General features: G+C 63.2%; 22 protein-coding genes. 13 read left to right on the top strand and 9 right to left on the bottom strand.

Annotated elements, in window-relative coordinates; all coding sequences use genetic code 11:
- Positions 1–139 precede the first annotated feature (139 nt).
- Together NIBR502773_RS20615 and NIBR502773_RS20620 are read left to right on the top strand one after the other, a co-directional pair.
- Positions 140–799: a FadR/GntR family transcriptional regulator gene (locus NIBR502773_RS20615; protein WP_141156809.1), complete on the top strand. Its 660-nt coding sequence runs from the start codon at positions 140–142 to the stop codon at positions 797–799.
- A complete protein-coding gene (locus NIBR502773_RS20620) occupies positions 789–2,054 on the top strand; it encodes a CynX/NimT family MFS transporter (RefSeq protein ID WP_141156810.1) in 1,266 nt (421 codons plus the stop codon). Before NIBR502773_RS20615 ends, NIBR502773_RS20620 begins: the two co-directional genes overlap by 11 nt.
- On the opposite strand, the gene NIBR502773_RS20625 is transcribed toward NIBR502773_RS20620, so the two are convergent.
- The 8 genes from NIBR502773_RS20625 to NIBR502773_RS20660 form a co-directional block, all read right to left on the bottom strand.
- Entirely contained in the window at positions 2,051–2,701 is a 651-nt protein-coding gene (locus tag NIBR502773_RS20625; protein ID WP_141156811.1) for a DUF1120 domain-containing protein, read from the bottom strand. The two genes, NIBR502773_RS20620 and NIBR502773_RS20625, sit on opposite strands and share 4 nt — an antisense overlap.
- 17 nt (positions 2,702–2,718) lie before the next feature.
- Positions 2,719–3,819, bottom strand: a complete 1,101-nt coding sequence (locus NIBR502773_RS20630) for a DUF1120 domain-containing protein (protein WP_257228300.1) — start codon at positions 3,817–3,819, stop codon at positions 2,719–2,721.
- Between the two features lie 50 nt (positions 3,820–3,869).
- On the bottom strand, positions 3,870–6,302 hold the full coding sequence (locus NIBR502773_RS20635; protein ID WP_257228035.1) for a fimbria/pilus outer membrane usher protein: 2,433 nt from the start codon (positions 6,300–6,302) through the stop codon (positions 3,870–3,872).
- Positions 6,303–6,393: 91 nt separating this feature from the next.
- On the bottom strand, positions 6,394–7,095 hold the full coding sequence (locus tag NIBR502773_RS20640) for a fimbria/pilus chaperone family protein (protein ID WP_141156813.1): 702 nt from the start codon (positions 7,093–7,095) through the stop codon (positions 6,394–6,396).
- A 33-nt stretch (positions 7,096–7,128) separates the two neighbouring features.
- Positions 7,129–7,755: a DUF1120 domain-containing protein gene (locus NIBR502773_RS20645; RefSeq protein ID WP_141156814.1), complete on the bottom strand. Its 627-nt coding sequence runs from the start codon at positions 7,753–7,755 to the stop codon at positions 7,129–7,131.
- A gap of 89 nt (positions 7,756–7,844) precedes the next feature.
- Entirely contained in the window at positions 7,845–8,459 is a 615-nt protein-coding gene (locus tag NIBR502773_RS20650; RefSeq protein ID WP_141156815.1) for a DUF1120 domain-containing protein, read from the bottom strand.
- A 36-nt stretch (positions 8,460–8,495) separates the two neighbouring features.
- Entirely contained in the window at positions 8,496–9,116 is a 621-nt protein-coding gene (locus NIBR502773_RS20655) for a DUF1120 domain-containing protein (RefSeq protein WP_141156816.1), read from the bottom strand.
- A gap of 31 nt (positions 9,117–9,147) precedes the next feature.
- Positions 9,148–9,768 (bottom strand): DUF1120 domain-containing protein, encoded by a 621-nt coding sequence (locus NIBR502773_RS20660; RefSeq protein WP_065938607.1) that lies wholly within the window; start codon positions 9,766–9,768, stop codon positions 9,148–9,150.
- Between the two features lie 395 nt (positions 9,769–10,163).
- Here NIBR502773_RS20660 and NIBR502773_RS20665 point away from each other — a divergent pair, with 395 nt between their 5' ends.
- The 7 genes from NIBR502773_RS20665 to dacB all read left to right on the top strand — a co-directional run bounded on the left by NIBR502773_RS20665 (position 10,164) and on the right by dacB (position 17,591).
- On the top strand, positions 10,164–10,589 hold the full coding sequence (locus NIBR502773_RS20665) for a hypothetical protein (RefSeq protein WP_141156817.1): 426 nt from the start codon (positions 10,164–10,166) through the stop codon (positions 10,587–10,589).
- 207 nt (positions 10,590–10,796) lie between these two features.
- Positions 10,797–11,432 carry a response regulator transcription factor gene (locus tag NIBR502773_RS20670; protein WP_065938609.1) on the top strand — a complete coding sequence of 212 codons (636 nt, stop codon included), beginning with the start codon at positions 10,797–10,799 and terminating at the stop codon, positions 11,430–11,432.
- 96 nt (positions 11,433–11,528) lie between these two features.
- Positions 11,529–11,999 carry a nuclear transport factor 2 family protein gene (locus NIBR502773_RS20675; protein WP_141156818.1) on the top strand — a complete coding sequence of 157 codons (471 nt, stop codon included), beginning with the start codon at positions 11,529–11,531 and terminating at the stop codon, positions 11,997–11,999.
- Between the two features lie 36 nt (positions 12,000–12,035).
- Positions 12,036–12,311 (top strand): GIY-YIG nuclease family protein, encoded by a 276-nt coding sequence (locus NIBR502773_RS20680; protein ID WP_141156819.1) that lies wholly within the window; start codon positions 12,036–12,038, stop codon positions 12,309–12,311.
- Positions 12,312–12,386: 75 nt separating this feature from the next.
- Positions 12,387–13,322, top strand: coding sequence for a glutathione S-transferase family protein (locus NIBR502773_RS20685; protein ID WP_141156820.1), 936 nt, complete (start codon positions 12,387–12,389; stop codon positions 13,320–13,322).
- Positions 13,323–13,431: 109 nt separating this feature from the next.
- Positions 13,432–15,849, top strand: a complete 2,418-nt coding sequence (locus NIBR502773_RS20690; RefSeq protein WP_141156821.1) for a TonB-dependent receptor — start codon at positions 13,432–13,434, stop codon at positions 15,847–15,849.
- Between the two features lie 296 nt (positions 15,850–16,145).
- Positions 16,146–17,591 carry a D-alanyl-D-alanine carboxypeptidase/D-alanyl-D-alanine-endopeptidase gene (gene dacB, locus NIBR502773_RS20695; RefSeq protein ID WP_141156822.1) on the top strand — a complete coding sequence of 482 codons (1,446 nt, stop codon included), beginning with the start codon at positions 16,146–16,148 and terminating at the stop codon, positions 17,589–17,591.
- A 1-nt stretch (position 17,592) separates the two neighbouring features.
- Here the strand turns inward: dacB and NIBR502773_RS20700 are convergent, their stop codons facing one another.
- A complete protein-coding gene (locus NIBR502773_RS20700) occupies positions 17,593–18,372 on the bottom strand; it encodes an IclR family transcriptional regulator (protein WP_141156823.1) in 780 nt (259 codons plus the stop codon).
- 120 nt (positions 18,373–18,492) lie between these two features.
- On the opposite strand from NIBR502773_RS20700, the gene hmgA reads away from it, so the two are divergent.
- From hmgA to NIBR502773_RS20720, 4 genes are read left to right on the top strand one after another with little or no spacing between them, the layout of a single operon-like run.
- The gene (gene hmgA, locus NIBR502773_RS20705) at positions 18,493–19,776 is read left to right on the top strand and encodes a homogentisate 1,2-dioxygenase (RefSeq protein ID WP_141156824.1); all 1,284 of its coding nucleotides are present in this window, start codon (positions 18,493–18,495) and stop codon (positions 19,774–19,776) included.
- A 3-nt stretch (positions 19,777–19,779) separates the two neighbouring features.
- Positions 19,780–21,066 (top strand): fumarylacetoacetase, encoded by a 1,287-nt coding sequence (gene fahA / locus NIBR502773_RS20710; protein ID WP_141156825.1) that lies wholly within the window; start codon positions 19,780–19,782, stop codon positions 21,064–21,066.
- Between the two features lie 12 nt (positions 21,067–21,078).
- Entirely contained in the window at positions 21,079–21,717 is a 639-nt protein-coding gene (gene maiA, locus NIBR502773_RS20715) for a maleylacetoacetate isomerase (RefSeq protein ID WP_027604692.1), read from the top strand.
- Between the two features lie 49 nt (positions 21,718–21,766).
- Positions 21,767–23,137: an aromatic acid/H+ symport family MFS transporter gene (locus NIBR502773_RS20720; RefSeq protein WP_141156826.1), complete on the top strand. Its 1,371-nt coding sequence runs from the start codon at positions 21,767–21,769 to the stop codon at positions 23,135–23,137.
- Positions 23,138–23,201 lie beyond the last annotated feature (64 nt).

Here is a 23,201-nt window from a genome sequence, read left to right on the forward strand (position 1 = left end):
TTACCCTTTGAGGGTAATTTTACCAATCGAAAATACTGCTCCTTTTGCTGCCTAAGAACCGTAGTGCGTTGCCTTTGTAGGCAACTCTGAATAGGCTGTAGGAAAATTCATCCTATGATTGGACGAAAGCCTGCATCCCATGACAGACATCGCCCCCTTGATCAAACGCTCCCTGGTGGACCAGGCCCTTGAGCAATTGCGCTGGCGCATCAGCGAAGGCCGGTGGGCCATTGGCGAACGCCTGCCCACCGAGCCGGAGCTGGCCGCCGAGCTGGGCATCAGCCGCAACACCGTGCGCGAGGCCATGCGCGTGCTGGCGTTTTCCGGGTTGATCGAGATCCGCCAGGGCGACGGCAGTTACCTGCGCTCGATGACCGACCCGCTGGGGGCCATGCGCGCGTTATCCCACTGCACCCTGGAGCAGGCGCAGGAGACGCGGCAGATCCTTGAAGCCGAGGCGATCGGCCTGGCAGCGCTGCGCCGAACCGAGGAAGACTTGCAGGGGTTGCATGAGGCCCTGCAAAGAAGTGCCGTGCTGTACCACGGTGACCTGGAGGCCTATATCAGCGCCGACCTGGTGTTCCACAAACGCCTGGTGGACGCCGCGCACAACCCGGCATTGAGCGAGCTGTACCAGTACTTTTCCGCCATCGTCGGCGCGCAGTTGCGCCAGACCCTGAACATTTCGCCGCGTCGCCAGGCGGTGTTCGACCTGCATATCGCCCTGCTCGAAGCCGTGGAACACCAGGACCCGGAACGCGCCAAATCCCTTTGCCGGCAGTTGATCAATGAACCCTGAAACCAAGCGTACGAGCGAGTTGGACGAACTGTTGATCGACGCCGAGGCCGACGACGAAGTGGTGCAAAGCAGCCACCCGGTGGTGAGTCGCCCCTGGCTGTTGCTGCTGGGCCTGATCCTGGTGGCCTTGAACCTGCGTCCGGCGTTGTCGAGCGTGGCGCCATTGCTGGCCGACGTCTCCAGCAGCCTGGGGTTGTCGGCGGCCAAGGCCGGTTTGCTCACCACCCTGCCGGTGTTGTGCCTTGGCCTGTTCGCACCCACGGCGCCGATCCTGGCCCGACGGTTTGGCGCCGAGCGGGTGGTGTTGGGGATTTTGCTGACCCTGGCCGCCGGCATCATCCTGCGCAGCGCTTTCGGCGAAGTGGGATTGTTCGCCGGCAGCCTGATCGCCGGTGCGAGCATCGGCATCATCGGCGTCTTGCTGCCGGGCTTGATCAAGCGTGATTTCGCCAGGCAGGCCGGTGCCATGACCGGCGTCTACACCATGGCCCTGTGCCTGGGCGCGGCGTTGGCCGCCGGTGCCACGGTGCCGCTGAGTCATTACTTCGGCGACCGCTGGACCATCGGCCTGGGCTTCTGGATTCTGCCGGCGTTGGCGGCGGCGTTGTTCTGGTTACCGCAGGTCGGCCGCAAACACGCCACCCACCAGGTCGCCTACCGAGTGAAGGGCCTGCTGCGTGATCCGTTGGCCTGGCAAGTCACCTTGTACATGGGCCTGCAATCGTCCCTGTCGTACATCGTGTTTGGCTGGCTGCCGTCGATCCTGATCGGTCGTGGCCTGAGCGCCACCGAAGCCGGGTTGGCGTTGTCCGGCTCGATCGTCATGCAATTGTTCAGTTCCCTTGCCGCACCCTGGCTCGCCACCCGTGGCAAAGACCAGCGCCTGGCGATCGTAGTGGTGATGTTGCTGACCCTCGGCGGTTTGTTCGGTTGCCTGTATGCACCGCTGGACGGCCTGTGGGGCTGGGCGATCCTGCTCGGCCTGGGCCAGGGCGGTACGTTCAGCCTGGCGCTGACCCTGATCGTGCTGCGTTCGCGCGACTCCCATGTGGCGGCCAACCTGTCGAGCATGGCCCAGGGCTTCGGTTATACCCTGGCGTCCATTGGCCCATTTGCGGTGGGCCTGGTGCACGACTGGACGGGCGGCTGGTCGGCCATCGGCTGGATTTTCGCGGTCATCGGCCTGGGCGCCATCGTTGCCGGGCTCGGGGCGGGGCGGGCGCAGTATGTGCAGGTCAGCAGCGAGAAAGTCTAGAGGTACAGCACTTCCAGGGTCGCCGAGCCGTCGAGCAAGGTGTCGCTGCTCAGGTCCAGGTTCTGCTTGGCATTGATCACCGCCTCGATCTTGACGGTGCTGGTTAACGCCTGGATCGCCGTGGGGCCGGTGGTACTCCCTTCGGTGTCGGTGAAACCCAGGTAGCTGTTGGCGCCGATGTCGATCGGGTTGAGGTTGGCGGTGCGCCAGGCCAGGCCGCCGGTGGTGGATTCGGTACCGTAGGCCGTCGCGAGACTGTCCGCCTGGGTCTGGCGAGGGTCGAAAGTCAGGGAATAGAGGCCAATACGGTTGCCGCTGTTGTCCAGTCCCAGCCCGTAGTAAATCTCGCTGTTGACCATGGCCGTGCCGTCGCGGTTGTCACGCATGCGCAGGGCAAAGCGGTTCGGCGCGTTGCAGCCGATACTGACTTGCAGGTGCTTGACCGGCAATCGAGTGCCTTTTTCGAGGTTGAGGTCCTGCTGGGAAATCTTGCCGTAGTCGATCAACCCGTTGCTCGACAGCAGTGGCGTGCAGGCGGTGGGTGTCAGCCGGCCTTTGACACTCAGGTCCACGCTGGAGGCGGCCAGTGTATGTGGGGCACCGGTCAGTAAAACCAGGGCGCAAACGGCAATGCGGTACGTGTTCATAAGGCGAACTCCAGAGGTCAGAGGTAGATGATTTCAAGGGTGCCCGAGCCGTTGATGTACACCACGTTGCGCAGGTCCAATGACTGGGTCGGCGCCAGGTAGGCCTTGATGCGCACTGTCCCGGCCAGTTGCTGGATCGGCACCGGCCCACGGGTGTTGCCGAGGCTGTCGGTAAACCCCATCAGGCTGTTGGCGGCGATGGGGATCTGCCGGGCACTGGAGCTGCTCCAGGCTGCGCCGCCACTGGTGGAATCGGTCCGATACAGGGTGCCGAGGGCGTCGGCGCTGAATTCGGCCGGGTCGATGTTCAGGTAGTAGCGCCCGATCTTGTTCTGGCTGGCGTCCAGGTCCAGGCCGTAGGCGGTTTCATCGATACCGCCGGTGGCCGAGCCGCTGCGGTTGTCATGCATCTTCAGGGCAAAGGGCGTGGCGGCATCGCAACTCACCGAGAGCTGCAAGGTGCGGGTGGGCAGTGGTGTTTCATTGGTGGCATTCAGGTCCTTGGCCAGCAGGGTGCCGTAGTCCACCAGTCCGCCATTGGACAGCTGCGGCGTGCAGGCGGCAGGGGCGAAGTGGGCGCGCAGGGTGAGTTCCCGCGAGCGGCTGCCCTGGTGGGCGTCGAACGTCCCGGACACTTCCCAGGTGGTCGCCTCGCGCACCCGGGTTGCGGCGATGTCGGCCCAGGCGCTCAGGCTCACCTGCAAAGCGAAATGCTTGCCCTGCACCACGCTGGCGCCTTGCACCGGTGCTACGCCATGGCCGGGTCGCCAATTCAATGCCGTGCCGACGACGGCCGGTGCCTGGCCGGCTGCGGGCAGCAATCCCAACTCTACTGCCTGGCCATCCAGCACGCCGTCGCTGACCTGCAGGGCGTAGGTGCCGTGCTCGGTCAGTTGCAGGCGTTGGGCACTGGCCGCGAGGGCGCGGTAGAACACACTCATGTCCGCCGGTTGTGGGCAGTTGAGGTTCAGGCTCAAGCGGCGTTCACCGAGCAGGCGCTGTGGGGCACTGTCGTTTTGCGCAAGACGTTTCATCAGGCCGAAATCGAGCAACGACTCGCTGATGTTCAACTGGCACTCGTCGTTGGCCAAGACGTCTGTGACGAGGCTGACGCTCATCAATGCAGCCGTCAGCCAGGGCGCGCGGAAAAGGGGCATGGCGATCTTCCTCATAGGGGGTGGCAGCGCGCAGGCGCGGTTTCGAAATACACCTGGGGATCGCCTTTGGCCGGCAGCTCGAACTGCAACCGGCAGCGGGTCAAGCCTGGCGCGCTGACCCACAATCCGGATTGCTCCAGCACATTGGGCAGGAACACCTGGCCGCCGTCCTGCACCAGGGTCACGAACTCGCCGCCGGCGGTGCTCACGGCTGCACCACGGGGCAGCAGTGCGCCTTGTTCGGTGCGGGCGGTGAGCAACACTCGGCGGGTCAACGTCACCCCGAACTCGACCCGATCCACCGCACCGCGCCCTGCCGAGATCATTGCCAGGCCGTTGTTGATATCGGCATTGCGCGGCAGTGAGCGGGTCTGCACTTCCACCGGGCTGCGACCATAGGCGTTCACCTGGGGCACCACGGCCTGGCCTTGCCAGTCGGTCCATACCGGACCGCTGGCGGTGCTCAGCTTGATGCCGCCCATATCGCCCACCGAGACCACGGCGAAGGTGTCGCGTACCGGATAGGGCGAAAAGGTGACACCGTCGCCATGCACTACCACGCCACCCCGGGCGCTGCCTTGATAGCTCGACCGCTCGGCATCGGAGCGGCTGTAGCTGACATCGAGCTGGCTGTAGCGCGGCAGGGCCGAGAGCCCGAGGGTGGTTTCCACCTGCTGGTCGCGGGTGTCGTGTTCGGCGCTGACGCGATAGCTCAATTGATCGTCGAGCTGTTCGTTCAGCCCCAGGCCCGTGCGATGTTCGCCGCCCGAGTTGCGCACCCAGGCGCGCACGCGACGACTCTCGCCCAGGGGCAGGCTGACATTCAGGTACACCGCGTTGTCCTGTTGCTGGCGTCCGCCCATTTGCCACTCGGCACTGGCCGACAACGACACGCCCCCGACGCTGGTGCCCCAGGACGCCAGGCCCCGGCTGCTGCTGTCGCCATCAAAATTGCTGGAGCGCGACACGCCCGCACTGAACGCTCCCAGCCACGGGTGCGACCAGCCCAGGGTGGCACTCTGTTGATCGCGATAGCGGGAGCGCCGCTGCTGGGTGGAGTCGGATTCGTAGGTGGATTCTTCCAGCTCCCGATAGCCTGGCGTACGCCAGGAGTTGGCCACACTGAACGACCATTGATCATTCAGGCGCTGAGACCATGACAGGTCGGTCTGCACGCCACGCACCTTGTCCCGTGCCTGGGTATCGGCGACCTGGGTGCCCAGTTGCACCTGACTGTCCAGCCATGGCAGCCAACCCAGGCTCAGCCCCACCGCACGGTATTCACTGGCCGCCAGCACACCGCTGCCCAGGGACAGTTGCGGGTGCACGGCGCCGGTCCAGCCCGCGCTGACCACCCACGGATCATTACCCTGGGCATCGCCGATATTGCGCACGCGGCCCGCCGCCACCGAGTACCCCGGCGCCGCCAGTCCCAGGCCGAGCATGGCGGCGGGAACGGTGAAACGGCGCTCGCCACCGCTGCTTTCCTTGACCGTGACTTCGACGTCCGAGCGTGAGTTCAGGCGTCGCACGTCGGTCAGGGAAAACGGCCCGGCTGGCACCACGGTGGAGTGAATCAACGCTCCGTTCTGCCGCACTTCGACCTGGGCCGGGCTGTTGGCGATACCCTCGATGGTCGCGCCCTGGCCTTGTTCTTGAAGGGCCTGTTCGGTCAGTACCTGCACCCCGGTGATCTGTGCACCGGACAATACCGGGTTGTAGAGATTGATCTGCCCGGCTTGCAGCACCGCCTGCTGGCTGGCAAAGGTGCGTTGGGCATACGCCTCAAGATGAGTGCTGCGCGACAGGCCATCCTGCCAGGTCTGCACCTGGCGGCTGCGCACGATCCAGTCGCCCGCGTTGAAGCCCACCTCGGTGTTGGCGGAGCCGAAACGACTGTCGTCGTCCTCGAAGCGGTTATAGAAACCCGTGAGGTCGTAATTGAGCAGGGCGGCAACCCCCCCGGTCTGATAACCGGAGATGTCCTGTTGCAGTGGCCGCAGGGCTTCGGTGGGCACCACCAGCGACACGGTGAGGTTGGCCGGGTCGGGCTCCACCAGGCTTTGGGGGTACAGCGCGAGCAGGTCGTGGCAGGGACCGCTGTCGCCGGGCTGGATCAGGTTGGCGGCGTCCAGCAGTGCCTGATCGAAGCACAGTTGGCCCTGTTGATCGAAACCGACCTCCAGCCTCCCCCGGGGCAGGCCGTTGACCCGCAGGCTCACCGCGTGCCGGCCGGCGGCAAAGCGCGGTGCGTCCAGCAGCAGGCTGGCCAGCTGCGGGTCGATGCCGCGTTGGTGCAGGGTAGTCGCATCGAAGCCTGTGCGTTCTGCGCCCCAGGCTTCGGCGGGCAACAGGCTGCACGCCAGCAGCAGCGCGGGGAGGGCGCTGCGGTTAGGAATGTCGGGCAGGGCATCGCCGTCACGGTAGTTCAATACTGTTTTCACGAAAGGCACTCGAATAATGGCGTCTGTGCGCCCGGTGACGGTCTTCGAGCCGTCACTTCGTTATGCAGGCGCCGGGCGCCTGTCGTGTTGGTCAGGTGAGGGGGGCTTCGTAGGCGGCGACGGCAAAGCCATACACCGTGGCCGGCTGCAGCCGGACTTTACTGGCGGTGCCACCGGTGGCCGGTACGCTCAGGGTTTCCCCCGGCAACACGTAGGTGCGCGGCAACATGGCCTTGCCGTCGCCAGGCAGCAGGCGCAACTCCTGGGCCAGACGTACCACGTACGGACTGTCGTTGCGCACCTGCAGCGTGTTGCCGTGCTGCGACCAGGCCAGGCGGGTCCAGGGCGTGCGATTGAGGGCCAGGCCCTTGGGATGAATGATCACCGGTAGGTTCTGGCGCACGGTCACGCCTACCCGGGCATGCCCGGCTTCGGTGGCCGGGCGACCCTGGGGCATGCCTTCGAAGATCGCGCGCTTGAGCCGCTGGGTCTGCAGCGGTTGTTGGCGTTGCAGGATGAACCGCACCAGTTGCGATTTGGACGCCTCCACCCGCGACAGGGGCGGGGTGACGACGAGCAACGGCTCGCGGTCTTCGGGAATGTCTTCCAGGGTGACGTGGAGCAGGGCCAGTTGGCTGTCGGTGTTGGTGACCGAAACGGCCGCTTCACCTTCGGCTTCGTAGACGATGACCACGGAGGTGTCCGGGATCATGCCGTCGGCCTGCGCTCCCTTGCCAAACAGCAGCGTCAGGGCAATGAGGCAGGTTGAGGTTTTGAGCAATGTCGTCGTCATGACGGGGTTTTCCATTGGGGCAGCATGAAAAGGTCAGAGATAGCGCAGGTCCAGCACGATGGAACCGTCCAGCGGCACCTCCTGGTTCAGGGTCAGGTACTGGCTGAAGTTGATGGAGGTGTCGATGCGCAGTTGGGCGCTCAACTGGCCGATGAAGTCGGGCTGGCGATCACCGGGTGGGGCGAAGCCCACATAGGATTTGGGATAGGCATTCGGTTCCGGCGACCAGGTTTCACCGTTGTCACTGGAGGCCAGCACCTGCATGGACTGCGCATCGCCGATGGGGTTGCGGTAGGACAAGGCCACGGATCCCAGGCGCTCGGCCGGCACATGAATGTTCCTGCCCAGGCCATAGAAAAAACCGGGGGCCAGTGACGACTCGGCGCGGTTGTCGAGCCCCACCAGGGCAAACAGCATCGGCCTGCTGCATTGCACATTCAGTTGCAGCAACTGGCTGGGCAACACCGTGAATTCTTTGGCGTTCAAGGTGTGCGAGGGGATTTTTCCGTGATCGATCGTGCCTTGGTCTGACAGCGTGACGTGACAGGCGTCCGGCGTCAGCCGCCCGGTCACCGTGAGGTCGACGAAGGCGGCGGCGAACACCGCAGGAGTCGTCGTCAGCAAGAGCAATACAGCCAGGCGTTGAGTGAGCGTGTTCATGGGGAGCGCCACGGGTCGAGTTGAATACGGGCGGTACAGAAACAGCGCCCATGCCCGTGATGGATTGCCAGGCATGGGCGCCCAGGGCGTTACAGGTACTTCACTTCCAAGGTGGCCGAGCCGTCGAGGGTGACCTCGTTGCTCAGGTCCAGGCTGTCGGTGCGGGCGATGGAGGTTTGAACCACCAACTCCAGGGACAAGTCCTTGACCGGCACCGGTTGACTGTCGTCCGCCATGCTGGCCACCGACATGTACAGGCCCGGGTCCCAGAATTTTTCGCTGAACCAGTTGTCCTGGCCGTTGAAGGACGCAATCGGCTGCACTGCAACACCGTCGGCGATCGGGTTGGTGAGCATCAAATCAAACGAGCCGAGCTTCTGGTTGCCGTTGATCAGGCCCAGGCCGTAGTAGGCGATGGACGACCCGGCCCGGTTGTCGACCGAGTGCAGCGCAAAGGTGATCGCGCTGTCGCAGCTGACGACCATGGTCAAGGTGTGGTTCCCAATAACCGTACTGCTGTTTGTGTTCAGGTCCTTGGCGGAAATCTTGCCGTGATCGATCACGCCACCGCTGGACAGCACGGGGGTGCAGGCGCTCGGTACGATCAGGCCCTTGACGGTCAGGTCGACGGTGGACGCGGCGTAAGCGGTGGTAGAACCGAGCAGTATCAGGCCGGTGGCGAATGCGTTAAACAGGGGCTTCATGGGGGGCGAGTTCCTTTCAATTGAGTCTGGGGGGCGTCACAGGTAGTTGACTTGGACCGTGGCGTGCCCGTCTACGGGGACTTCGTCGGTCAGGGTCAGGCTGCTGGCGGGGGCGATGTGGGTGTACAGGCGGATTTGCGCATCGAAGTCTTGCACGGCAATGGGGACCAGTCGGTTGCCTACCGCGATTGCCGTTAGCATGGTGTGGGTGAGCATGCTGGTGGGTACCCATGTAACGCCGCCATCGACTGAGGTAATGGTGCGTGCGGCAACGCCGTCCGCCACCGGGGCATACAGGTGGAAGGCGGCGCCGCCGAGTTTTTCCCCTTCCGACGTCATGCCCAGGCCGTGCCAGTTGGCGTGGTTGGCCGAGGAGCCGGCGCGGTTGTCGACGGTGGTCAGGGTGAAGAACGTCGGCGACTCACAGCGCACGCTCAACTGCAGGCTTTGGTGGGGCAGCGAGGTGTACTGATCGGCCTCCAGATCCTTGGCTGCCATTTTTCCGAAGTCGATCGTGCCACCGCCGCCGATCAGCGGCGCACAGGCGCTGGGGGTGATGGTGCCTTTGACGGCGAGGTCGGTGGTGCTGGCGGCCAGTGTCAGTGGCGAGGCGGCGAGTAACAACGCCGTCAGTGGAATCGCGTGGGCAAAATGCATGGTTAGAACCTTCCGTGTGGACGGGGTTGAGTTACAGGTACACCACTTCCAGCGTTGCGGAGCCGTCGATGGGCGTCTCGTTACTGAAATCAAACTGGTCTGCGCGGTTGATCTGGGTACCGACCTCCAGGCCCATCACCAGGTTCTTGATCGGCAGCAGCGTGGTGGCGTCGTCCATGGCGCCTGCGCCCCACAGAGTCTGCAGTTCCCAGGCCCACTCGTCATACCAGGTGCGGCCGCCGTCGCTGGAGGCAATGGGTTGGACTGCGACGCCGTCGGCGACCATGTTTTTTGGTGTCAGGTAAAACCTGCCCAATTTCTTGTTGCCATTGACAAAGCCCAGGCCGAAATTAGTGCTGCTGATTGAGGAGCCGCTGCGGTTATCGATGGGCTTGATGGCGAAGGGAATGGTTGCATCGCAATCAATGCTCAACTGCAACGTCACTCGGGGCAATGTCGTCGGGTTGTTCTGGACCAGGTCCTTGGAGGCTATCTTCCCGTGGTCGACAACACCGCCGGCCGAGACCGTCGGGGTGCAGGCATTCGGGGTGATCAGGCCTTTGACGGTCAGGTCAACGTTACTGGCAGCAAAGGCGGGTGCAGCACTGGCGAGTAACAGGGCGATGCTCGACAGGGTCAGGGACTTGCTCATTTCAATACGTTCCACTACAGGGCTGGCTGATAGAAGCGCGCACAGCATCGTCCGGCCTTTGCGGGAAGGCGGCGAGCAAGGCGGCGGGTTGTATTTGGCTGGGGTCGCAGAAGGCCGCGAGCCCGTTCCGTCTTTGCGGAGTGGCGGCAATTTAGCCGCGCGGTGCTGCGGGGGAAATACAACTATTACGACAATCGAGGGGGCCAGAATTCAGGCGTAAGCGCGTGAGAATTTATATTCATATTTTGTAGGAAAGTTGGATTTTTCGTAGTTGTTGTATCGCCACTTTTATATCCGGAAGGATATTCATGGTCGCTTGTAGACAGTCATGTGAGTGCCTTGGGTTTTGATGAGCTCATGGGCTGACCCATTACTGTAAGCGCAATGAGGTGACCATGGTGACAAGGGTATTTTCCAAGCAAGTACCTGTCCTGAAGTTGGCACCCTCACCCTTGCCACCGTTGGTGGAGGCGCCGGCTCGTCGTCCAGGCGTGATCGCATGGCCGACGCGGGCCAGCCTGATCGAAATTTTCGGCAGTGATGAGATGGTGAACCGGGCGGTGGCCAGCCTGATTGAGGAAGCACGGGAGGACGATGCCTGGCTGGACCTGGCGCAGGCCCGCGCCGATGCGCCCTTGCTGGTGGAGCGATTGCACCGTTTGGTGGGCAGTCTGGCCTTTGTCGGCGGAGTCGACCTGGAGCATTGCGGCGAACAGTTGATTGCGCGGGTCCAGGCCGATGGTGTGGTGGCGAATACGCCGCGGTTGCAAGCCTTCCAGCGCAACTTGCGGGTATACATTGCTTATCTGAGCCGGTTATGAGTCTTCGGGACTCAAAGGTTTGTAGGAAGTTATTACTTTTGGTTGGAAGTTTTGGATGTAGGTAATTTCTTTTTATTTTGTAGGCGTAAAGTTGCCATCTATCAAACGCTGGGCGCAATCCGGAGCCGGCTGTGTAGAGTGGTTGTTGAAACAAGAGGACACAGGTATTTTGCGCTAATTCCAAGTTGCCATCATTCGTGGGTATTTATGTTGCGTGTAATTATTGCCGACGATCATCCCATTGTGCGCATCGGGCAACGGGTGGTGATTGAGGCGGGCGGTAGATGCACAGTGGTCGGTGAGGCCGACGGTCCCGATGAATTGCTCAAGTTGCTGGGCAGCGTGGCGTGTGACGTGCTGGTGACTGACTTCGCCATGCCCGGCGGCCAGCAGGCCGACGGCTACGGACTGCTGGGGCTGTTGCGGCGCCAGTACCCGACATTGCCGGTGATTCTGGTCACCATGTTTGCCAATGTGGCGACGCTGCGTGCGTCCTTTGCCCACGGGGCACGGGCGATTGTCGCCAAGAGTGCCTCGGCCCGGGAGCTGCCTACCGCCATCGGTACCGTGATCAAGGGCGAGACATTTGTCAGTGAATGCCTGCGCGCGCAGTTGGTGGAGGCGGGCACCGGCGATCAGCTGCAACAGCCGCAGTTATCCAGCAAGGAGCGCGAAGTGGTCAGGATGCTGGCCAGCGGCATGACCGTCAGCCAGATTGCGGCCCGGGTCAATCGCAGTATTTCCACGATCAGCAAGCAGAAAAGCACGGCCATGAGCCGGCTGTGCATCTCCACCGATGTGGACCTGTTTGCCTACGCACGCAGCTGCGGCATGGTGCCGTAGCGCCGGGTGGGGCATTCCCGGTGTAAATGGCGATAGAGTTTTACCGGCGCCCGGACTATCTTGGACGGCTTACAACCCCTGGTCTGGAACCTGCCCATGAGCGACGCACACAACGCCCTGATCACCGAGTTCTACAGCGCTTTCCAGCGGCTGGATGCCGCGGCCATGGCGGCCTGCTACACCGAGGATGTGCTGTTCAGCGACCCGGCCTTCGGTGAGTTGCGCGGGCGTGACGCCGGCGATATGTGGCGCATGCTTACCACCCGGGCCAAGGATTTCTCCCTGACGTTCGATCATGTGCGCAGCGATGAAACCACCGGCAGCGCGCATTGGGTCGCGACCTACCTGTTCAGCGCCACCGGTAACACGGTGGTCAACGATATCGGCGCGCGGTTTGTGTTTCGCGATGGCAAGATCTGCGAACACCACGACCACTTCGATTTGTGGCGCTGGTCGCGCCAGGCCCTGGGCCTCAAGGGCCTGTTGCTGGGCTGGTCGCCGGCCCTGAAAAACGCCGTGCGTGCCCAGGCGCTCAAAGGCCTCAGGGCATTCCAGGCCGGTCGTTGATAAGCTTGGCGCTCTTCTGGTTTGCCGAATCGACCCGTGACTGATCCTTCTGAACCCAAACCCTGGTTTGTGTACCTGGTACGCGCTGCCAATGGCGCGCTGTATTGCGGCATCAGCAATGACCCGGTGCGCCGTTTTGCCGCTCATCAGAGCGGCAAGGGCGCACGGTTTTTCCTGTCCAGCCCGGCGGTCGCCCTGGTGTACACGGAGCAATGCGCGAGCAAAGGCGAGGCGTTGCGCCAGGAGCGCTTGATCAAGAGGTTGAAGAAAAGCGCCAAGGAGTGCCTGGCGGCGAGCGGCTCATTGATTTGACTGATGGGTTGCCATCGTCCCCGCCTGGGGTTTTGCAGGCTAAGCTAGCCGCTCACCTATCGAGCGGAGCCTGGCATGTCTGAGTTGATTCTCCACCATTACCCGCAGTCCCCTTTTGCTGAAAAAGCCCGCCTGATGCTGGGCTTCAAGGGCTTGTCCTGGCACTCCGTGCGCATCTCGCCGGTGATGCCCAAGCCTGACCTTACGGCCCTGACCGGCGGCTATCGCAAGACGCCGGTGCTGCAGGTCGGTGCCGACATCTACTGTGACACCGCCTTGATCGCCCGACGCCTGGAGCAGGAAAAATCCGCCCCGGCGCTGTTTCCCCAAGGCCTGGAGCTGGTCACCCAAGGCTTCGCCGCCTGGGCCGACTCGGTAGTGTTTTCCCATGCCGTGGCGCTGGTGTTCCAGCCTGAATCCCTAGCCGTCAAATTTGCCAAGGTACCGCCACAGATGCTCCAGGTGCTGGTGGCTGACCGCAGTAAATTGTTCAGCGGTGGCACCGCCGCCCGCGTGCAACTGGACCAGGCCAAGCATCAATGGCCGGCGATCATCCATCGTATCGATCAGCAATTGCAGCACCCGACGGGGGACTTCCTGTTCGGTGAGCCGTCGATTGCCGACTTTGCCCTGGCCCATCCGCTGTGGTTTCTCAAGGGCTCATCGGTGACTGCGCCGTTGGTGGATGCGTATCCCGCTGTCGCGGCGTGGCTGGACCGCGTATTGAGCTTTGGCCATGGCACTGCCAGTGAGATCAGCGCCGAGCAAGCGCTGGAAGTGGCGCGTAACGCTACGCCCACTGCGCTGTCCGATGAGGTTTTCGAGGACTTGAACGGCTTCAAACCCGGCCAGCAGGTGACCATCTCGGCCACTGACTACGGCACCGACCCCGTGGCCGGTGAACTGCTGTTTGCCGGGCGCGAAGAGCTGATCCTGCGCCGTACCGATGAACGCGCCGGCACTGTGCATGTGCATTTCCCACGCTTGGGTTTTTGCATTCAGGCGCAATAAATAAAAATATTTGCAAATAAAGGTGAGGTAAACCGTCAGCCCATCCGTGTAGTGCTTGAAACTGCGATCTATTCGCATTAACAGCGTTTTCTACACGGGTTTTCACAGCATGAAGTCGACGGCGGGCGGTTGGGTTAAACAGTGGCTGGGAGCCTCGGTATTGGCGGTGTCGGGGCTGGCGTTGCTGCCCCTCGGCGTGGCGCAGGCGCAGGAGCAGCAAAGCGCTCAGTTCACCTTTGCCCTGGCTGCCAAACCGTTGCCCCAGGCCTTGAGCGATTTCAGCCGGGTTACCGGGATCAGCGTGGTCTACACCGATGAAGCGCCCTATGGCCTCAGTGCCCCGGCGGTCAGCGGGCAAATGAGTGCGACCCAGGCCCTGCAACGTCTGCTGGGCAACTCCGGCTTTACCTTCCGCCAGATCGACGCCCGCACCCTGGCTCTGGAACCGGTGCCCACCGATGGCGCGGTGAACCTCGGCGCCACCACCATCAGCGGGGTCGGCCAAACCGAGGACAGCACCAGCTACCAGCCCCCGCCCACCAGCTCGGTGATGCGTTCCCGCGCGTTGCTGCTGGAAACCCCGCAGACCGTCAACGTGGTTCCTGCCCAAGTGCTGCGCGACCAGACCCCGCGCAACCTGGATGACGCCCTGGCCAATATCAGCGGCATCACCCAGGCCAACACCCTGGCCAGCACCCAGGACGCGGTGATGCTGCGCGGCTTCGGCGATAACCGTAACGGCTCGATCATGCGCGATGGCATGCCGGTGGTGCAGGGCCGGGCGTTGAATTCAACCGCAGAACGGGTCGAAGTGCTCAAGGGCCCGTCGTCGCTGCTGTATGGCATCCAGGACCCGGGCGGCGTGGTCAACATCGTCAGCAAAAAGCCGCAACTGACCCAGGCCACGTCCCTGACCGTGCGCGGCTCCACCTTCGGCGACGGCAAGAACGGCAGCGGCGGCAACCTCGACACCACCGGTCCGATTGGTGATTCGGGCCTGGCCTATCGCCTGATCGTCGACCATGAAGACGAAGACTACTGGCGCAATTTCGGCACCCACCGCGAGTCGCTGGTGGCGCCGTCCCTGGCCTGGTACGGCGATACCACCAAGTTGTTGTTCGCCTACGAACACCGCGAATTTCTCTCGCCGTTCGACCGCGGCACGGCCATCGACAAGTCCAACCACCCGCTGGACATCCCGGCCACTCGCCGTCTGGACGAGCCGTTCAACAACATGGAAGGCCGTTCCGACCTGTACCGCTTTGAAGCCGACCACGATTTGAACGACGACTGGAAAGCCCATTTCGGCTACAGCTGGAACCGTGAAACCTACGACGCCAGCCAGGTGCGTGTCAGCGCGGTGAACACCAACGGCACACTGACCCGCAAGATGGACGGGACCAAGGGCGCGATCACCACTGACCGTTTCGCCACAGCCAGCCTGGAAGGCAAGGTCAATGTGCTGGGCATGCAGCATGACCTGGTGTTCGGCCTGGACGACGAGTACCGCAAGATCTACCGCGCCGACCTGATTCGCCAGAACTCGCGCGGCACCTTCAACTACAACAACCCGGTGTACGGCAACGAAGTCGCGGGCACTACCGTCAGTGCCGCCGACAGCGCCCAGACCGACCTGCTGCGCAGCGATTCGCTGTTCTTCCAGGACGCGATTCACCTGACTGACCAGTGGATCTTCGTGGCCGGTGCGCGCTATCAGATGTATGACCAGTACGCCGGCAAAGGCGTGCCGTTCAAGGCCAACACCAACGGCAATGGCCAGGCCTGGGTGCCACGTGCCGGCCTGGTGTACCGCTACACCGATGAGTTGTCGTTCTACGGCAGCTACACCGAGTCGTTCAAGCCCAACTCCACCATCGCCGCCTTGGCCGATGGCAGCACGTTGACCGGCGACCTCACGCCGGAGGAATCCAAGTCGTGGGAGCTGGGCGCCAAGCTCGACATCCCCGGGCGCATCACCGCCAGCGCAGCGTTGTTCACTATCGACAAACGCAATGTGCTGGTGTCGGTGGGCTCCGGCGCCAACACCATCTACAGCATCGCAGGGCAGGTGCGTTCCCGTGGCCTGGAACTGGACGCCAGCGGCCAGTTGACCGACAAGTGGAGCCTGATCGGCAGCTACGCCTTCACCGACGCCGAAGACATCAAGGACAACGACCCGACACTGGAAGGCAACCGCCTGCAAAACGTGGCCAAGCACACCGGCTCGCTGTCGGTGGCCTACGACTTCGGCAACATTTTCGGCGGCGATCAGTTGCGCGTGGGCACCGGTGCGCGCTATGTCGGCGAGCGCGCAGGCGACGCCGCCAACGACTTCAACCTGCCGGGCTACACCGTGGCGGACGCCTTCGCCACGTACGACACCAGGATCGATGGGCAGAAGGTCAAGTTCCAGGTCAACGTGAAGAACCTGTTCGACCGCGTTTACTACACCTCGGCGGCCAGTCGCCTGTTTGTGTCCATGGGCGATGCGCGGCAGGTATCGGTGTCCAGCACCCTGGAGTTCTAAAACCTGGCGGGCTCCTTATGGCAAGTGTGCTCCTTGTGGTGGACAGGCTTCCTCTGGTAAGCGGGCTTCCTCTGGTGAGTGGGCTTCCTCTGGTGAGTGGGTTTCCTGTGGTGAGCGGGCTTGCCCCGCGTTGGGCTGCGAAGCAGCCCCAAAACAGACTCTGCGGTGCTCCTGAAAAAACACGACGGCATCAGTAAGGGCGGCTTCGCCACCCAACGCGGGGCAAGCCCGCTCGCCACAAAGGTACGGAGCTGTTAGCGTTGCGGCCATTAATGGCTTTGCGGAACACAGTACTGATGCACTTTGGAAGATGGCTACACCTGCTGTGCCTGAGCGTTTTACTGGGCGGCTGCGCGAGTGTTCCGCAGCCATCCACGCCTTCAACCCTGGATCAGCTGTTGGCCGATCCAGTCCTCAACGGCGCCACGGTTTCCGTCATGGTGCGCGACGCCCGCAGTGGCAGCACCCTCTATCAACACAACCCGCGCACCCGTCTGATTCCGGCGTCCAACCTCAAGTTGCTCACCACCGCTGCGGCGATGGATGTGCTGGGGCCGCAATACCGCTTCTCCACCCAACTGTTGAGCAACGGCACCCAGCAAGGCGAGCGCCTGGCCGGCAACCTGTACCTGCGTGGCCTCGGCGACCCGACCACGCAGTTCGCCGACTACCAGGCATTGGCGGCCCAGCTGGCGAGCCGGGGCGTGCGCCAGGTGCAAGGCGACCTGGTGTTCGACGACACCTGGTTCGATGCCGAGCGCCTGGGCGTGGACTGGGCTCAAGACGATGAAAGTACCTACTACGGTGCGCAGATTTCGGCGTTGACGGTGTCGCCGAATGCGGATTTTGACGCAGGCACCTTACTCGTCACGGCAAACGCTCCCGTCGCCCTCGGCCAGCCAGTGAACGTGGTGGTGAGCCCGTCCACCGACTACGTGCAACTGAGTAACCGCGCCATCAGCGGCCCCGGCAACAGCTACGCGATTACCCGCCAGCACGGTACCAACCTGCTGCAACTCAGCGGAACGCTCGCCCCGGGCAAGCAAAGTCGGCAGTGGGTGAGTGTGTGGGAACCGACGCAACTGGTGGCCAATCTGTTTGAGCAGGCGCTGGCGCAGCAGGGTATCCAGGTGCTCGGGCGGCGCGTGATCGGAGGGGCCAGCCCAGCGACGGCGACGGTGTTGGCAGAGCATCAATCGGCGCCGTTGCAGGACTTGATCACACCGCTGCTCAAGCTCTCGAACAACAACATGTCCGAAGCCCTGCTCAAGGCCATGGGCCGCAAAACCGCCAATGCGGGCACTGCGGCAGCGGGCGTGGCGGCGGTGGCGGCGTTCATGCAGCGCCAGGGCCTGGACCCGGCGACACTCAACCAGGTAGATGGCTCAGGCTTGTCGCGACGCAACCTGGTGTCGGCGCAGAACCTGACGGACCTGCTGCTGGTCACCGCCAAGCAACCCTGGTTCGACGCCTGGTACAACGCCTTGCCGATTGCCGGCAATGCCGACCGTATGACCGGCGGCAGCCTGCGCTATCGCCTGCGCGGGACGGCTGCGGAAAACAACCTGCACGCCAAGACCGGCTCCATGGCCGGCGTGTCATCGTTGAGCGGCTATATCACCGACGCCGAGGGACGACGCCTGGTATTTTCGATGATCAGCAACAACTACCTCAGCGACGCAGCCCCTCTCCGCACCCTCGAGAACCGCGTGGCGCTGGCCCTGGCCCAGTGGCACGACTAGTTCAGGGCTGGTAGCCCATTCGCCAGCTCACGGCCCGGGTCGCCGCCAGCAGGCGCTGCGCCGCCGGGCCATCTTCGTCGGCGTGGAACAGCGAGGTGGGGCCGACCACGGTCATCACCGCCGCCACTTGCCCGACCGCGTTGAATACCGGTGCCGACAGCGCATCCACCCCCGGCATCAGCAGGCCATGCACAAAGTGCAGGCCACGGTTGCGGATTTGTTCGCAGGTGGTGGCGTAAGCCTGGTCGTCGGCGAGGGCATGGGCGGTGCCGGCCTGGATTTCACGCTCACGCAATTCGACGGTTTCCCGCGACGGCAGGAAGGCACTGAACACCAGCCCGGTGGATGAGCTGAGCAGCGGCAGCACCGACCCCAATTGCGTCACCACCGTCACGGCGCGCACGGCCGGTTCGATCTGCACCACCGTCGCGCCCTGGTTGCCCCATACCGCCAGGAAGCAGGTTTCATTCAACTCGTCGCGCAGCTCCGCCAGGGGCATTGCGCCGACTTTCAGCACGTCCATGCTGCCCAGCGCGGCCAGGCCCACGCGCAACGCCTCGCGTCCCAGGCCGTAATGGTTGGTGGCGGCGTTCTGTTCGGCAAAACCCGAGGCGATCAGCGCCTGTAAATAACGGTGCACCTTGCTCGCCGGCATCTGCACATGGTCGGCCAGTCGCGACAACGACGTGGAGGGCGACAGTTCGGCCAGGGCCTTGAGGATATCGGTGCCCACTTCGGCCGAGCGGACTTTCTGTTTACCGGTGTCGCGGGGCTTTTCCATGGAGGGGCGAGAATCCGAGAGATGAATGGGCGTCTTTATAGCTTGACGGTCGATAGTGATCAAATTACGTTATGCGTAACTGGATTACGATAAAAACAACTTCCGCCTTGAGGATGATCCATGAACCTCGAATACCTGTCGGGCTTCGGCAATGAATTCGCCAGCGAAGCCCTGCCCGGCGCCTTGCCTGTCGGCCAGAACTCCCCGCAAAAAGCCCCCTACGGGCTGTATACCGAGCTGTTTTCCGGCACCGCCTTCACCATGGTGCGCAGCGAAGCCCGCCGCACCTGGCTGTACCGCATTCAGCCATCGGCCAATCACCCCGCGTTTATCAAGCTGGAGCGGCAGTTGGCCGGCGGCCCGTTGGGCGCGGTGACGCCCAATCGCCTGCGCTGGAACCCGTTGGATATTCCGGCTGAGCCGACGGACTTTATCGACGGCCTGGTCGGCATGGTGGCCAACTCAGGATCGGAAAAACCCTCAGGCATCAGCATCTACACCTACCGCGCCAACCGCTCGATGGACCGCGTGTTCTTCAATGCCGACGGCGAACTGTTGATCGTGCCCGAGCAGGGCCGCCTGCGTATCGCCACCGAACTGGGGGTGCTGGACGTCGAGCCGCTGGACATTGTCGTGTTGCCCCGTGGCCTCAAATTTCGCGTCGAGCTGCTGGATGCACAGGCGCGCGGTTACGTCGCCGAAAACCATGGCGCGCCCCTGCGCCTGCCGGACCTGGGGCCTATCGGCAGCAACGGCCTGGCCAATCCGCGTGACTTCCTCACCCCGGTGGCCCACTACGAAGACCTCAGGCAACCGACCACGCTGGTGCAGAAATTCCTCGGTGAACTGTGGGCGTGCGAGCTGGACCATTCACCACTGAACGTGGTGGCCTGGCACGGCAACAACGTGCCGTACAAATACGACCTGCGCCGCTTCAACACCCTTGGCACCGTGAGTTTCGATCATCCCGATCCGTCGATCTTCACCGTATTGACCTCGCCCACCAGCGTGCACGGCCTGGCCAACCTCGACTTCGTGATCTTCCCGCCGCGCTGGATGGTGGCCGAGAACACCTTCCGTCCGCCGTGGTTCCACCGCAACCTGATGAACGAATACATGGGCCTGATCCAGGGCGCCTACGATGCCAAGGCCGAAGGCTTCCTGCCCGGCGGCGCGTCGCTGCACAGCTGCATGAGCGCCCACGGCCCGGACGGCGAGACCTGCACCAAGGCCATCAACGTGGACCTGGCGCCGCACAAGATCGATAACACCATGGCCTTCATGTTCGAGACCAGCCAAGTGCTGCGTCCCACCCAGTTCGCCCTGGAGTGCCCGCAACTGCAACCTTCCTACGACGCGTGCTGGGCCTCGTTGCCCGTCACCTTCAACCCGAACTGGAGATAACCCATGACGCAGCCAACCCCTACCCGCAGTTGGGTAGCCTCCGCCAATGGTCACCGCGATTTCCCCCTGCAAAACCTGCCGCTGGGCGTGTTCAGCATTAACGGCTCTGCCCCGCGCAGTGGCGTGGCGATTGGCGACGCGATCCTCGACCTGCACGCCGCGCTGGATGAGTTTGAAGGCGAAGCCCGCCGCGCCGTTGACGCGACTGCGGGCGGCCAGCTGAACGCCTTTTTCGAGCTGGGCCGTGGCCCGCGCGTGGCCTTGCGCGAGCGCCTGCTGGAACTGCTTGCCGAGGGCAGCAAGCTGCAGGCCCGTGAAGCGCAGGTGCTGCACCGCGCCGCCGATTGCCAGATGCACCTGCCGGCGAAGGTCAACGACTACACCGACTTCTACGTCGGCATCGAGCATGCGCAAAACGTCGGCAAACTATTCCGCCCGGATAACCCGCTGTTGCCGAACTACAAGTACGTGCCGATCGGTTATCACGGCCGCGCCTCGACCATTCGCCCCTCGGGTGCCGACGTCCTTCGCCCCAAAGGCCAGACCTTGCCGGCTGGCCAGACCGAACCAACCTTCGGCCCCTGCGCACGCCTGGACTATGAGCTGGAGTTGGGCATCTGGATTGGCCAGGGCAACGCCATCGGCGACTCGATTGCAATCGGCGATGCAGCCGAGCATATCGCCGGTTTCTGCCTGCTCAATGACTGGTCGGCGCGGGACATCCAGGCCTGGGAATATCAGCCGCTGGGCCCGTTCCTGTCGAAGAGCTTCATCACCAGCATTTCACCGTGGGTGGTCACGGCCGAAGCTCTGGAACCGTTTCGCAAAGCCCAGCCGGCGCGGCCCGAAGGCGATCCGCAGCCGCTGCCGTACCTGTTGGATAAGCGTGACCAGGCCGCTGGCGCCTTGGATATCGAGCTTGAGGTGCTGTTGACCACCGCCGCCATGCGCGAACAGAACCTGCCGGCCCATCGCCTGGCCCTGAGCAACAGCCTGCATATGTACTGGACCGTCGCGCAGTTGGTGGTGCACCACAGCGTCAACGGTTGCCAACTGCAGGCCGGCGACCTGTTTGGTTCGGGGACGTTGTCGGGCCCTGAGGCCGGGCAGTTCGGCAGCCTGCTGGAGATGACCGAGGGCGGCAAGAAGGTCATCGAACTGCCTTCCGGCGAAGTGCGCAGGTTCCTTGAGGACGGTGACGAGGTGATCCTGCGCGCCCGTTGCAACCGTGAAGGCTTCGCCTCCATCGGCTTCGGCGAATGCCGTGGCACCGTGGTTGCGGCGCGCTAGGAGGGCAGGGTGATGGAGCTCTATACCTACTACCGCTCTACTGCGTCATACCGGGTGCGCATCGCCCTTGCGCTCAAGGGCCTGGATTTCACTGCGGTGCCCGTCAACCTGCTGGTGCCGGCGGGTGGCGCCAATCGCCAGCCGGAGTACCTGGCCATCAACCCCCAAGGTCGTGTGCCGGCCTTGCGCACCGATGACGGCGAGCTGCTGATTCAGTCCGCGGCGATCATTGAATACCTGGACGAACGTTATCCACAGGTGCCGCTGCTTTCCAAGGACATGGCCACCCGTGCCCATGAGCGCGCAGTGGCGTCGATCATCGGCTGCGATATTCACCCGCTGCACAACTCCAGCACCCAGAACCTGTTGCGTCAGTGGGGACATGACGAGGCGCAGGTGCTGGAGTGGATCGGGCATTGGATCAGCCAGGGGCTGGGGGCGGTGGAACAGTTGATTGGCGATAAGGGCTATTGCTTCGGCGAGCAGCCGGGCATGGCCGATGCCTTCCTGATTCCCCAGCTGTATGCGGCGGAGCGCTTCAAGGTGCCGCTGGGGGCGTATCCACGCATCGGCAGGGTGGCGGCGTTGGCAGCGCAGCATCCGGCATTTATCCAGGCCCACCCTGCCAATCAACCCGACACTCCTGAGTGATCGTGCCCGCGCAGAGCGTGAGCACAATAATAAAAACAGGTACCTTGCGATGCACAATCAGATTGCCAGCTTTCGCGCGGCACTCGATGCCCGTCCGGTGTCGCGCTACCAGTGGTTGATTCTCCTGTTGCTGGCCTTGTTGCTGGTAACCGATGGCTACGATGCCCAGGTGCTGGGTTATGTGGTGCCGGCGCTGGCGTCGGATTGGGGGCTGGAAAAGGCCGCGTTCGGCCCGGTATTCAGTGCCAACCTGCTGGGGCTCACGCTGGGCTCGCTGCTGGTGACTCCCCTGGCCGACCGCTTTGGCGTTCGCCGCATCCTGCTGGGCTGCGTGCTGATCTACGCCAGCCTCACGGTGTTGATGGTCTTCGCCAGCTCGCTGACCACGCTGATGGCGGCGCGCTTTATCTGCGGTATCGGCATGGGCGGCGCGATGCCCAGTGCCATGGCGTTGATGTCGGACTATTCCCCGCCACGTTTGCGCACCTTGATGGTGACGTTGGCGGCGTGCGGCTTCTCGTTCGGCGGCGCAGCCGGTGGGTTTGTGGCCGCAGGATTTATCGACGGCTTTGGCTGGCAGGCGGTGTTTCTTGCCGGCGGCGTGACGCCGCTGCTGCTGTTCCCTTTCCTGGTGTGGCTGCTGCCGGAATCCCTGCCGCGCCTGCTGCGCGATGCGCCGCCGTATGCACGCTTGCATAGGGTCACCGCGCGCATGTTGCCTGGGTGGCGTGTGCCGCTGGCGAGCGAGGACGAAAACCGCCGCGAGCAGGGCAACCCATTGACGGTGGTGGAGCTGTTTCGCTATGGCTATGCACGCCCGACCGCGCTGATCTGGGCGACCTTTTTTGTCAGCCTGATCCTGCTGTATTTCATGATCAGCTGGTTGCCGTCGCTGCTGCTGGAAAGTGGCCTGGCGTTGAGTGAAGCCAACCTGGTGACCTCAATGTTCCTGTTCGCCGGCACCTTGGGTGCCATCGGCATGGCCTGGTTTGCCGATCGATTGAAGCACAAGGTGCGGCTGTTGTCCGGCGTGCTGGCCGCGGCTGCAGTGTGTACCGTGCTGCTGGGGCTGAACCACGACAATCCGCGCTATCTGGTGGCCTGTGTGTTTGCCGCCGGGTTTTGCATCATCGGCGGGCAACTGACCCTTAATGCTTTCGCCAGCAATTTTTATCCGGCGCATGTACGCGCCACCGGTACGGGTTGGGCATTGGGTGTGGGGCGCTTCGGCTCGATCCTGGGCCCGTTGCTGGGCAGCATGCTGCTGGCGATGCATATTCCGGTGCAGCAGATTTTCTTCTTCTGCGCGATTCCGGCGGTGATCGCGGCGTTGTTGATCATTCAAGTGCGCTCGCCCGCGACTGACGCGCCGAAGGGCCCTTTGCACGGCGATATCCTCAAGGTACCGGCCAATCACTGAAGATGTTGCATCTACATCGAGCAGGATCACTGTGGTGAGCGGGCTTGCCCGGCGCTGGGCTGCG

The sequence above is a fragment of the Pseudomonas sp. NIBRBAC000502773 genome (assembly GCF_006517195.1).
GTDB classification, from domain to species: domain Bacteria; phylum Pseudomonadota; class Gammaproteobacteria; order Pseudomonadales; family Pseudomonadaceae; genus Aquipseudomonas; species Aquipseudomonas marginalis.